Origin of the sequence: Halomonas sp. 3D7M (assembly GCF_014897885.1) — a bacterium.
In the GTDB taxonomy this organism is placed as follows: Bacteria; Pseudomonadota; Gammaproteobacteria; order Pseudomonadales; family Halomonadaceae; genus Vreelandella.
Genome location: NZ_JABUZF010000254.1, coordinates 23,539 through 35,375, shown reverse-complemented (window position 1 = coordinate 35,375; position 11,837 = coordinate 23,539). Strand labels below are relative to the sequence as shown.

Sequence of the window (11,837 nt, the reverse complement as noted above, 5' to 3'; positions counted from 1 at the left end):
CGGGTGGTTTAATCGGTTCACCCATTGAGTTTTCTAACCCAGGAGTTCTCTGCAATGCTGGATTTCTTCATCTCACCAGCCCATGCCCAAGAAGCCGCTGCCGGCGGTGGCATCGCGCAAATTGTCATGCTGGTTGGTTTTGTGCTGATTTTTTACTTCCTGCTGTGGCGCCCCCAGGCAAAGCGCGCTAAGCAGCACAAACAGCTGGTTACTGGCTTGGCCAAAGGCGATGAAGTCGTCATCGGTGGCGGTCTTGTTGGTCGTGTTACCAAAGTTAATGATGAGTTCCTAACGCTGGAAGTTTCTGAAGGCACCGAAGTTAACGTGCAGAAAAATGCCGTTGCTGCCGTACTTCCTAAAGGCACTATTAAGTCCATCTAACGCCTGCATCTCCCCCCTGCCGATCCAGTGCCAGCCACCCCGGCAGGGGTGACATGGTAGCCACGATGGTGAACTTTGCTGTGCGCGGTCTGTCCGTGCACAGCAATTCCGTTTGTAATTGAAGGCAGGGCTTGCATGCTCAACCGTTACCCCCTGTGGAAGTATCTGCTGATACTGGTCGTCCTGGTGGTTGGCCTTATCTATTCGCTTCCCAATTTATTCCCCGCAGATCCCGCCATCCAGGTTAGCGATGCCCAGGGCGACTCGCTGGATGAACGGCAAATATCCCGCGTTGAAGAAGCGCTCATTGATAGCGATATCGGCATTAAAGCCATTGAAGAAACGAATGGCCAATGGCTGATTCGCCTTCAGAGTGATGATGATCAGCTAGACGCCCGCGATATTGCCGCAGATGTATTGGGTAGTGACGCGACTGTCGCACTCAACCTCGCTGACGCCACCCCTGGTTGGCTGCAAGCCTTTTCCGCATCCCCCATGACACTGGGCCTCGATTTACGTGGAGGCGTGCACTTCTTACTCGAAGTAGATATGGATGCCGCCCTTACCCAGCGCTTGGAAGTGAATGCCAGCGCCATGCGTGAACTGCTACGTGGGGAGCGCATTCGCTATCGCAACACCACCATCGACGAGCGTTCACTTTCAATCGCCTTTGGCAGTGCAGAAGACCGCGATACTGCCCGGCGCTTGATCAGCCGCGACTTCCCTAATTTTGAATACAGCAATGAAGGCGATGGTCGTGCTTCCAACCTAGTCATGACGCTCAGCGACCAAACGGTTAACGAGATTCAGGACTATGCGATCAATCAAAACTTAACCACGCTACGCAACCGCGTTAACGAGTTGGGTGTCGCTGAGCCGATGGTTCAACGCCAAGGGCCTAGCCAAATCGTGGTTGAGCTGCCCGGCGTTCAAGATACCGTGGCTGCAAAGCGTATTGTGGGTGCAACGGCAAACCTAGAGTTTCGCCTGGAAGCTCGCAACGATACGCCTGACACGGAAACCGAACGTCTAGAATTCCGTAACGACCCTGCACGCTCGGCAGAGCTGATGCGCGATGTCATTATTACCGGTGATAGCGTATCCAGTGCCAGCAATAGCTTTGATGAAAATGGTCGTCCGCAGGTCAACATTAACTTGGACGGCACCGGCGGTACATTAATGAACCGCGCCACGCGAACCAACATCGGTCGCAATATGGCGGTATTGTTCATTGAACATAAAAGCGAAGATCGCGTAGAAATCGACCCCGAAACGGGCGAAGAAACGATTATTCGCGAGCCCTACGTCGAACGCGGCTTGATCAGCCTTGCTACCATCCAAAGTGCACTAGGTAACAGCTTCCGCATTACCGGCTTAGACTCACCGACTGAAGCTGCTGAGCTTGCTCTTCTGCTCCGCTCTGGTTCACTGGCCGCCCCTATCTACTTTGTCCAGGAACGCACCATTGGACCAAGCCTGGGTGCCGAAAACATTGAACGTGGCCTGCTATCAGTACAAATCGGCTTGTTACTGGTCGTGCTGTTTATGCTGGTGCGCTACAAAGTGTTTGGGGTATTTGCCAACATCGCCCTAGCGCTAAACCTAACGCTGCTCGTCGCGGTTATGTCGATGCTGGGCGCTACGTTAACACTACCAGGCATTGCCGGGATTGTGCTGACGCTAGGCATGGCAGTTGATGCCAACGTGCTGATATTCGAGCGTATACGCGAAGAATTGCGCAACGGCATGTCGATTCAGCAAGCAATCCATGCGGGCTACGAGCGCGCTTTCACTTCTATCGTGGATGCCAACATCACCACGCTGCTGGTAGCGGTGATTCTGTTCTCGATCGGTACCGGCCCAGTGAAAGGGTTTGCCGTTACGCTCTCCATTGGCATTTTGACATCCATGTTCACAGCACTACTGGTAACGCGCGCCATGGTCAACCTGACCTATGGCAGCAAGCCCGTCAAAAAGCTGTGGATTTAAACACATGGATCTAAATGGCATAGATTTGAAAAGCATGGATCTGAACCACGTGCTTAGCCCAGAATTTAAGAGGTGGTAATGAAACCCCTATCACAACTGCGAATCGACTTTATGGGGCGGCGCAACCTTGCGTTTATCGTCTCTGCCTTGATGCTAATCATCTCGATTGGCGCGATTATTTTTCAGCAGCTAAATCTCGGACTGGACTTCACCGGCGGCACCCTGGTGGAAGTGCGCTACGGCGCAGTCCCGTCCTTAGACGCGATTCGCCAATTGCTCGAAGACAGTGGTTTCCAAGACGTGTCGGTGCAAACGTTTGGCGCATCAACAGAAATACTTATCCGCATTCAGCAAGCGTTCGATGCGGATGTCGGTAACGATGTTGTCAGCCTGCTACGTGCCAATGGCGATAGCGTTAATCTTGTGCGGGCCGAATTTGTCGGTGCACAGGTAGGCGACCAACTTCGCGACCAAAGCGGCTTAGGCCTTCTAGTGGCATTGGGCGTGGTGATGCTTTACGTTGCCTTCCGCTTTCAATATAAGTTTGCTCTTGGTGCCCTGCTAGCCTTGCTGCACGATGTCATCATTGTTGTTGGCGTCTTCGCGCTGTTCAAGCTTGAGTTCGATCTAACAGTACTGGCAGCGATTTTGGCCGTTATCGGTTACTCGCTAAACGATACGATTGTTGTCTATGACCGTATCCGCGAGACCATTCGAACATCGCGTATTGATGATATGCCGCAAATCTTCAACGAAGCGATCAATGCCACCCTGTCCCGCACGCTCGCCACCTCTGGTACTACGGTACTGGTGTTGCTGGCGCTGCTGCTATTAGGCGGCGACATGATCGAGAACTTCGCTATTGCGCTGTTAATTGGCATCGTGGTGGGTACGTTCTCATCAATTTATATCTCAGGTGCGTTACTGATTCCGCTCAAGCTTTCACGGGAAGACCTTATCCCCACCAAGAAAGAGACGGACGAAGAGGAAGAAGAGCTGCCGTAAACCAGCAAAAGCAATCCGCAACAAAAAGGCTCTGCCGATAAAATCGACAGAGCCTTTTTAATGCGTGGTCATCGAGCAGACTGTATCAATCGCTTTTACCACTTACCATTTTTACGAACTTAAAAATGCGGTGCCAATTGTTTAATCAAGGCTTTGTACAAACGCGGGCCAGCGGCCATCAGCTGACCTTCAGCGGCCACTGTCGGCTTGCCGTCAGGCGTACCCATCAATGCACCGGCTTCTTTCAGCAATAGCGTTCCCACCTGCATATCTTGCTCTTCAAGTCCCAGAACAAAGACGCTGTCCACACGCCCACAGGCCAGCTCACAAATATCCAGCAGGCCGCTACCAGATGCCAACATGGCGTCTACTTGGGGGGCTAACTGCTGAGTAATGGTCAGGTAAGCTGGCAAATGGCTGGGGCGCAACCAGGTTTCTGGCAGGCTCATCGCTATCCGCGTACCGCTAATCGCGGTAGGTTTGCTTACACGCATGCGCTTATCGTTATGCTGAGCACCGCGGCCGCGGCTGGCGATATACTCATCGTCAGAAAACGGACAGATAATTACCGCGTGTTCGGGGCGATCTTTAACGAGACACACCACTGAGAGAGCAAAGCCCTTACCTGCCACCGCTAAATTGGAATAGCCGTGCATTGGTTCAATTTTCCAGACGATATCAGCGCCTTCGCCTTCACCCGCTTTATGGGGCGTATAGCGGCCACTGAAGCCGTGCAGGGGATACCCACGCTGCAGCTGCTGAACAATGGTGGCCTCTGCTTTGCGAGCGGTGTCTTCTAGCAAGCGGTCGAGGTTAAATTCATCGTGAGCATTTTCAATGCGTTCACGAACACGTAAAAAGTGTTCAACAGCGCCACGCGCAGCGCGCAGCGTAAATTGGACCATAGGATTCATGATCGGGCCTTGTCACAGTGATGTTAAAGAACGGAGGCAGTGGCAGGACTGCTTTGGCGGGCAATTCTAACAGAGCCCCCTCGGGCATGCTATCGACTCATGCTAAACTGCGCGTTTTCCGTACTTGATTACCGAGCCCATTATGCTTGAGCGCATCCGTATTGTTCTTATTGGCACTAGCCATCCTGGTAATATTGGCGGCGTCGCCCGCGCCATGCACAACATGGGCTTAGCCGATTTAGCCCTGGTGGCGCCGCGCTGTGAGGTGATTACCCAAGACAGCATTTCCCGCGCTTCGGGAGCCGACCACCTGCTGCATCAGGCAAAAGTCCACGCCTCTCTTGAAGACGCCGTTGCTGACTGCACGCTTGCGGTGGGCGCTAGCGCCCGTTCGCGCACGCTGCCCTGGCCAATGATTTCCCCACGCGAGCTGGCCGAGCGCCTGCCCAGCGAATGCCAGCCCGACAGTGCACGTGTCGCGCTGGTGTTTGGCCGCGAGGACAGCGGCTTAACCAATGCCGAGCTGCAGCGTTGTCATGCCCACGTGCATATTCCCACCAATGCAGATTTCAGCTCGCTAAACCTGGCTGCCGCCGTTCAGGTGATTGCCTATGAGTGCCGTATGGCATGGCTAACTCAACAGGATAGCGCCAGCACCGCTGAAGAGCCGGATGATGCGCTGGCCACCCATGCCGAACTAGAGCGCTACTTTGAGCACTTGGAGCGCACGCTGATTGCCATTGAATTTCATGACCCCGCACAGCCGCGCCAACTGATGGCGAGATTGCGTCGCCTGTACCTACGTGCTCGTCCTGAAAAAATGGAGATGAATATTCTGCGTGGCATTCTTTCGGCAACCGAAAAAGCGACAGACAAACATCGTCCATAGCGCTGGCCACCGCTGCGGCTTGGGCAACCGAAACTTGAAGTCGTATCGGTGCGCCCCAACATCGTTTTTTTGAGCGCTGCATTGCACTAGGCACTAGCCATATTCCAAGAACTTATGATTGCCGCCCTTTAACGCCCAAGGATCACCCATGTTTCAACGCTTGCGTGAAGACATTAATAGCGTATTCGACCGCGACCCAGCGGCACGTAACTCTCTTGAGGTGCTGACCAACTATCCCGGCCTGCACGCCCTGCTGCTTCACCGCTGCAGCCACTGGCTATGGAAGAAAAATTTTAAATGGTTGGCGCGAACGCTATCGACGTTTTCCCGCTGGCTGACCGGCATTGAGATTCACCCAGGCGCCACTATTGGCCGCCGTTTCTTTATTGATCACGGCATGGGCGTGGTGATTGGTGAAACAGCGCTAGTCGGCGATAACGTGACCCTTTATCAAGGTGTTACCTTAGGCGGCACCAGTTGGAATAAGGGTAAGCGTCACCCTACGTTAGAAGATGGCGTCATTGTTGGCGCTGGCGCTAAGATCCTTGGCCCGTTCACCGTAGGCGCGGGAGCTAAAATTGGCTCTAATGCCGTGGTCACCAAAGAAGTGCCATCCGGCGCTACGGTGGTGGGCATTCCTGGCAAAATCGTTAAACGCGCCGACCCCGATGTCGAGGAAGCGTTAGATGTCGACCCGGCTCGCCGCGAGGCAATTTGCCAAAAATTTGGCTTCGATGCTTACGGTGTAAGCCAGGATATGCCCGACCCTGTGGCACGTTCGATGCAGGCGATGCTTGATCACATGCACGCCGTGGATGAACGCATTGAGCGTATGTGCTCGACACTGCGTCAATTGGATGCCAACTATCGCGACGGCCAACTCCCGGCTCTGCGCGATGAAGATTTCGCCGACATTCTTGATGAAAACGATACGGGCTGCCCAGGGGTTGGCAAACACAGTTCCGAGCCAAAAGCCGACGCCGAGGCGACCGAGACAGCAGCCGCCAGGACACAGCAAAGTGCTCCTGATTCAACGCCTAACTCGCCATCTGATGCAGCGGCTGATTCAACCTCTGACTCAACGACATCGCGCAATAGTTGACCAAAGCACTCAGGATTTCCATAATGGCGTTACATTTGCCGTAAGTGCGCTGAGGTTCAGCGTCGAGGTGCCTGTCATGCGCTTGACCACTAAAGGCCGTTACGCCGTTACCGCCATGCTCGATTTGGCGATAAATACCCCCCAAGGCCCGACCAGCTTGGGGGATATTTCTCAGCGTCAGGAAATTTCGCTCTCTTATCTTGAGCAACTATTTGCACGCCTGCGCCGAGCGGGTCTAGTTAGCAGCGTGCGTGGCCCTGGTGGCGGCTATTTGCTGGCTAAACCAGCCGAAGACATCAGCGTTTCCCAAGTGATTGATGCTGTTAATGAGACCGTGGATGCAACACGCTGCCAAGGGCTTTCAGACTGCCAACAAGGCGACACCTGCCTAACCCATCACCTGTGGTGTGATCTATCAGGGCAGATTCGTAACTTCCTTGATGACACCAGCCTTGCACAACTGATGCAGCGCCCCGATGTTATACGCATTGCCTCTCGGCAAAAGCAGCGCGTAGAAGCTGGCATTCTCGCCTCATCCCCTTAACGGCTTTCACTGCACGTTGGACTCTATGACGATGACCTCCACCCCTTCGCTGCCGATTTATTTGGACTATGCCGCGACCACGCCGGTCGATACCCGTGTGGCCGACGTCATGCAGCGCTATTTAACTGTTGATCAGCTGTTCGCCAACCCTGCCTCGCGCAGTCACATGCTGGGCTGGCAGGCGGAACAGGTGGTAGAGCAGGCTCGCCGTCAAGTCGCCGATACCATTAACGCAGACCCACGTGAAGTGGTTTGGACCAGCGGCGCCACTGAGGCCAACAATCTAGCGCTGATCGGCTACATGCGCGCCAATCGTGAGCGCGGCATGCACCTGGTAACGTCCACCATTGAGCATAAAGCGATAGTGGATACTGCCAACGCCCTGGAAAGCGAAGGTTTTGAAGTGACGTGGCTCACGCCTGGGCGAGACGGGCGTACCACGCCAGAACAGCTGCGCGCTGCCATGCGAGACGACACGGCACTCGTGTCATTAATGGCGGTCAATAACGAATTGGGTAGCATTAATGATATTGCCGCGCTGGCAGAGGTTGCCCATGAGTTCGGGGCTGTTTTTCATACTGATGCGGCCCAAGCTGTAGGACGTATTCCGTTAGATGTGGTGGCGCAACAAATTGATCTAATGTCGCTGTCTGGACATAAAGTTTATGGCCCCAAAGGCGTTGGTGCGCTTTACGTCAAACGCCATCCAGATATACGCATAGAAGCACTTATCCATGGTGGCGGCCACGAGCGAGGCATGCGCTCTGGCACACTTCCGACCCATCAAATTGCCGGCATGGGTGAAGCGTTTGCGCTAATGCAACACCATCACCAGGAAGATCAAGCTCATATCGCCCAGCTACACGCACGCTTCCTAAAAGGGCTAGAAGATGTTGATGGTGTCTTCGCCAACTCTCCGCCGGAAAATGCCGTTCCCAATATTTTAAACCTGGCATTTAAAGGGGTAGACGGTGAATCTCTATTGATGGCGCTGCGCGATGTTGCTGTGTCAACCGGGTCTGCCTGCAACTCTGCTAGCGTTGACCCTTCCTACGTTTTATTGGGAATCGGCACACCGCGCGCCCTTGCACTCTCATCGCTACGTTTTAGTTTTGGGCGTTTCACCACTGACGCCGACATTGATCATGCGCTGACACTACTGCGCCACGCGTTGAGCGGACTACGCTCAACGCGTTAAACGGCTGATGCCACATTTGGCAATCAACCTACCGACTTCTTGAAGGAGGACGCCCGATGGCAACTCTCAATATTACCCCCGCTGCTGCTCAGCAAATCCGTCACGTTCTCGACGAGCGTGGCCAGGGGTTTGGGCTGCGCGTTTCTGTAAAACCTAGCGGCTGCTCAGGCTATAGTTACGTACTCGACTTTGCCGATGACGTAAGCGATGACGAAATTCGCTTTGAAGAGCACGGCGCCAGCGTGTATATCGCGCCAGACGCGCTAGAAATACTCAACGGCAGTGAAGTGGACTATGTCAGCGAAGGGCTGAATCGCTTTTTCCGCTTCAACAATCCCAACGTAAAAGATGAGTGTGGCTGTGGCGAAAGCTTCACGGTCTAAACGTTTAGCGCTGCATCACCGGTATTCATCACCCCCTTGAGGCGCTATAATCGCGGCCACTCGGCAATCGGTAATGCACAGCAGCCCTGCCGACTCTTTTTTCCTGCGCCGCCTCGGCTTTCCGGGGCGGCACTTCTGCTTTATGCCTCTTAAGGAGATTCCACCATGGCAATTGAACGTACTCTTTCTATTATCAAGCCTGATGCCGTTGCTAAAAATGCGATTGGCGACATCATTTCTCGCTTTGAAAAAGCAGGCTTGAAAGTTGTTGCTGCGAAGATGGTTCATCTTTCTGAAGAAAAAGCAGGCGGTTTCTACGCCGAACACAAAGAGCGTCCTTTCTTTAAAGACCTGGTTGGCTTCATGACCTCTGGCCCGGTTGTTGTTCAGGTACTGGAAGGCGAAGGCGCTATCGCTAAAAACCGCGACCTGATGGGTGCTACTAACCCGAAAGAAGCGGCCCCCGGCACTATCCGCGCTGACTTTGCGGAAACAATCGACGCAAACGCTGTCCATGGTTCTGATTCTCCGGAAAGCGCTGAGCGCGAAATTAGCTACTTCTTCGGTAACGACGAAATTTGCCCGCGCTAAACCAAGCGTGCCGCCGATTCAACATCCGTTGCCGGCCATTTTCGCGGGGGCTATGCCCCCGCCTTTTCTCTGAACGCTGACCGCCATGACCACTACCGTAGCTCAACATACGCCTACCTCTCTCTCCTCGACCGAAAGCGAACCTGCCGCCACTAACGCGCCAGAGCGCCAGAACCTGCTGGGCATGTCTCGCGAGCAGATGGAGGACTTCTTTTTGTCGATTGGCGAAAAGAAGTTTCGCGCTGCCCAGCTAATGAAGTGGATTCACCAGGAAGGTAGCGATGATTTTGCTGCCATGACGAATCTATCCAAACCGCTGCGAGAAAAACTGGCTCGGCTGGCTGAGATTCGTGGCCCTGGGGTTGTCTATGAAGGTACCTCCAGCGACGGCACACGCAAGTGGGTCCTGGAAGTAGAAGATGGCAGCTACGTGGAAACGGTGCTGATTCCTGCGGAGAATGGCAAACGCCGAACGCTATGCGTCTCTTCCCAGGTAGGCTGCTCGTTAGACTGCAGTTTTTGCTCAACGGGCAAACAAGGCTTCCAGCGTAATCTGACCGCTGCCGAAATTATCGGCCAGGTTTGGGTCGCCCAGCGTAGCGTAGGCCCGCGCCGCGATACCGCTAATCGTCCGGTGACTAACGTAGTCATGATGGGCATGGGCGAGCCGCTGCTCAACTTTGATAACGTCGTGCCAGCAATGAAGCTGATGCTCGACGACAATGGCTATGGGCTTTCCAAACGCCGCGTCACGCTTTCCACATCCGGCGTTGTGCCGATGATAGATAAGCTTGGCGATGAGATCGATGTAAGCTTAGCCATTTCGTTGCACGCTTCTACTGATGAGCTACGCAACGAGCTGGTACCGATTAACCGTAAATATAATATTCGCGCGCTGCTGGATGCCTGCCACCGTTATCTATCCAAATGCCCGGATAACCGTCAGGTTACCATCGAATATACGCTCATTAGAGATGTGAATGATCAGCAGGAACATGCTGAACAACTGGCGGCACTGCTAAAAGAGCTGCCCTGCAAAATCAACCTGATACCTTTCAACCCATTTCCTAATTCAGGCTACGAAAAGCCCTCACGTAACCAAGTGATGCGCTTTCAGCAATGGCTATACGACCTGGGTTATAACGCCACCGTACGCATCACGCGGGGCGATGATATCGACGCTGCTTGTGGCCAACTGGTAGGAAAGGTGAAAGACCGCACTAAGCGAAGTGCGCGCTATATTCAGTCTGTACAGCTTGATGCGGACTAAACCGCCGTTATCTTGACTTCCGTCGAGTGCGGCGCTTTGATGGACACGTTTTCAAACCGCCACAAGTGCAGCTCTATCAAATGACGATGCATCTGATGATCACTGCAAGATGGTTATTAGAAGAGAGTTATTAGAAGATAGTTATTAGAAGATTGTTATTAGCAGATAGCGACTACAAGAGGGTGTACATGATCGGTCACCGCTGGCGACGTTACCCATCCCGGGTTCACATGCTGTGCGTGCTAGTAAGCAGCATGTTGTTAGCTGGCTGTGCCACGTCAGGTAGCACGTCTTCTCAGGCTGACGATGACGCTGCAGACGCTTACACCCAACTAGGCGTTGCTTACCTAGAACGCGACAACCTAACCCGTGCGCTCAGCGCGCTTGATCGTGCGCTTGAAATTAATCCACGCAATGCCGAGGCACTTCAGGCGCTTGCGCTGGTCTATCAACAGCAGAGTGAAAATGAGCTTGCAAATCGCTATTTTCAGCAAGCGATTAACACCGCACCTTCTTTGACACGTGCGCGTAATAATTACGCGGCGTTTTTATATCAGCAGGGGCAGTTCAACGCCGCTTGCGAACAGTTAGAAATAGCATCTCACGATGCCCAATATGCCAATCGCGCCCAGCTATTTACTAATCTAGGGCAGTGCTATTTGGCAGCCGATAACATTGATGAAGCGCGCAAACGCTTATTGCGCGCAGTGAGCATTGATCCACGTAGCCCGCGTGGATATTTATTATTAGCCGAACTTGAAGCTTCACAGGGCAATTATGGTCAAGCCTGGGAGCCGCTGCAGCGCTATTTGCAGCTGGCCGGGCAAGATCCAGTCGCGTTGGAAATGGCGATCGATATCGCCCACGCCCGTGGTGATCACGCTGCGGCTGCGAACTACCAGCGCTTATTGAATATTGACTAACGGTGCCCTGACCACCTAATTATTGAAGGATGCTCAGCTATGAGCGATACACAATCATACGATAATGTTACGACCTCTAGCCCCATTGCCACACCCGGCGAGCTTCTCTCACGCCAACGCGAAGCACTCGGCGTACCGCTTACCGATGCCGCACGGGCGCTTAATTTACGCCCTGCGGTTGTCGACGGTTTAGAACAAGATAACTACGAAGAAATCCCTGTTGCCGCTTATCGCCGGGGCTATTTACGTGCTTATGCAAAATACCTGGGCATGGATGATCGTCTAGTACTTGAGGCCTACCAAGCTAACCATGGGAGTACAGAGACAGATCGTCGGGTGGCTCCAGTCTCAGTCACCCGGCCACCATCGCGTATTGGTGCATGGTTATTTAAGCTAGTCACCCTGCTAGTGATTGTTGCCTTGATTGCCGTCACGGTCATGTGGTGGCAAAGCCGTGGCGGCAGCGAACCCCCCAGCATGGGGAGCAATCCTTCACTAGAAGAAGGCGGCTCCAGCGATACGCCAGCCGACAATGCAACACCGACTGAACAAACGCTGGCAGCTACCCCTCAGTTGCCTAGCAACGCAACAGCACAACAAACCGGCACAGCTGAGGGAGTCGATGAGGGAGCGGCTAACGCCGCAACG

At 53.7% G+C, this 11,837-nt stretch carries 13 protein-coding genes; 12 read left to right on the top strand and 1 reads right to left on the bottom strand.

Annotated elements, in window-relative coordinates:
• Window positions 1-54 precede the first annotated feature (54 nt).
• The 3 genes from yajC (at window position 55) to secF (ending at window position 3,375) form a co-directional block, all read left to right on the top strand.
• Window positions 55-381, top strand: coding sequence for a preprotein translocase subunit YajC (yajC, locus tag INT22_RS15845; protein WP_009722127.1), 327 nt, complete (start codon window positions 55-57; stop codon window positions 379-381).
• Window positions 382-516: 135 nt separating this feature from the next.
• Window positions 517-2,370 carry a protein translocase subunit SecD gene (gene secD / locus INT22_RS15840; RefSeq protein WP_089039135.1) on the top strand — a complete coding sequence of 618 codons (1,854 nt, stop codon included), beginning with the start codon at window positions 517-519 and terminating at the stop codon, window positions 2,368-2,370.
• A 78-nt stretch (window positions 2,371-2,448) separates the two neighbouring features.
• Complete coding sequence (gene secF / locus INT22_RS15835) at window positions 2,449-3,375, top strand: protein translocase subunit SecF (RefSeq protein ID WP_038481479.1); 927 nt, start codon at window positions 2,449-2,451, stop codon at window positions 3,373-3,375.
• Window positions 3,376-3,494: 119 nt separating this feature from the next.
• Here secF and INT22_RS15830 read toward each other — a convergent pair whose 3' ends face one another.
• On the bottom strand, window positions 3,495-4,289 hold the full coding sequence (locus INT22_RS15830) for an inositol monophosphatase family protein (RefSeq protein WP_089039136.1): 795 nt from the start codon (window positions 4,287-4,289) through the stop codon (window positions 3,495-3,497).
• 142 nt (window positions 4,290-4,431) lie between these two features.
• On the opposite strand from INT22_RS15830, the gene trmJ reads away from it, so the two are divergent.
• The 9 genes from trmJ to INT22_RS21230 form a co-directional block, all read left to right on the top strand.
• The gene (gene trmJ, locus INT22_RS15825; protein ID WP_193068536.1) at window positions 4,432-5,178 is read left to right on the top strand and encodes a tRNA (cytosine(32)/uridine(32)-2'-O)-methyltransferase TrmJ; all 747 of its coding nucleotides are present in this window, start codon (window positions 4,432-4,434) and stop codon (window positions 5,176-5,178) included.
• Between the two features lie 148 nt (window positions 5,179-5,326).
• Window positions 5,327-6,280: a serine O-acetyltransferase gene (gene cysE / locus INT22_RS15820; protein WP_193068535.1), complete on the top strand. Its 954-nt coding sequence runs from the start codon at window positions 5,327-5,329 to the stop codon at window positions 6,278-6,280.
• A gap of 76 nt (window positions 6,281-6,356) precedes the next feature.
• A complete protein-coding gene (iscR, locus tag INT22_RS15815) occupies window positions 6,357-6,824 on the top strand; it encodes a Fe-S cluster assembly transcriptional regulator IscR (RefSeq protein ID WP_038481467.1) in 468 nt (155 codons plus the stop codon).
• A gap of 31 nt (window positions 6,825-6,855) precedes the next feature.
• On the top strand, window positions 6,856-8,022 hold the full coding sequence (locus INT22_RS15810) for an aminotransferase class V-fold PLP-dependent enzyme (protein WP_193068534.1): 1,167 nt from the start codon (window positions 6,856-6,858) through the stop codon (window positions 8,020-8,022).
• 56 nt (window positions 8,023-8,078) lie between these two features.
• Window positions 8,079-8,405: a HesB/IscA family protein gene (locus tag INT22_RS15805; RefSeq protein WP_193068533.1), complete on the top strand. Its 327-nt coding sequence runs from the start codon at window positions 8,079-8,081 to the stop codon at window positions 8,403-8,405.
• 165 nt (window positions 8,406-8,570) lie between these two features.
• Complete coding sequence (gene ndk / locus INT22_RS15800; protein WP_038481458.1) at window positions 8,571-8,996, top strand: nucleoside-diphosphate kinase; 426 nt, start codon at window positions 8,571-8,573, stop codon at window positions 8,994-8,996.
• A gap of 85 nt (window positions 8,997-9,081) precedes the next feature.
• Window positions 9,082-10,266, top strand: coding sequence for a 23S rRNA (adenine(2503)-C(2))-methyltransferase RlmN (gene rlmN / locus INT22_RS15795; protein WP_089039140.1), 1,185 nt, complete (start codon window positions 9,082-9,084; stop codon window positions 10,264-10,266).
• 188 nt (window positions 10,267-10,454) lie between these two features.
• Window positions 10,455-11,189, top strand: a complete 735-nt coding sequence (gene pilW / locus INT22_RS15790) for a type IV pilus biogenesis/stability protein PilW (protein WP_089039141.1) — start codon at window positions 10,455-10,457, stop codon at window positions 11,187-11,189.
• 39 nt (window positions 11,190-11,228) lie between these two features.
• On the top strand, window positions 11,229-11,837 hold a 609-nt coding region (locus INT22_RS21230; protein ID WP_226912806.1), incomplete at its 3' end, for a helix-turn-helix domain-containing protein.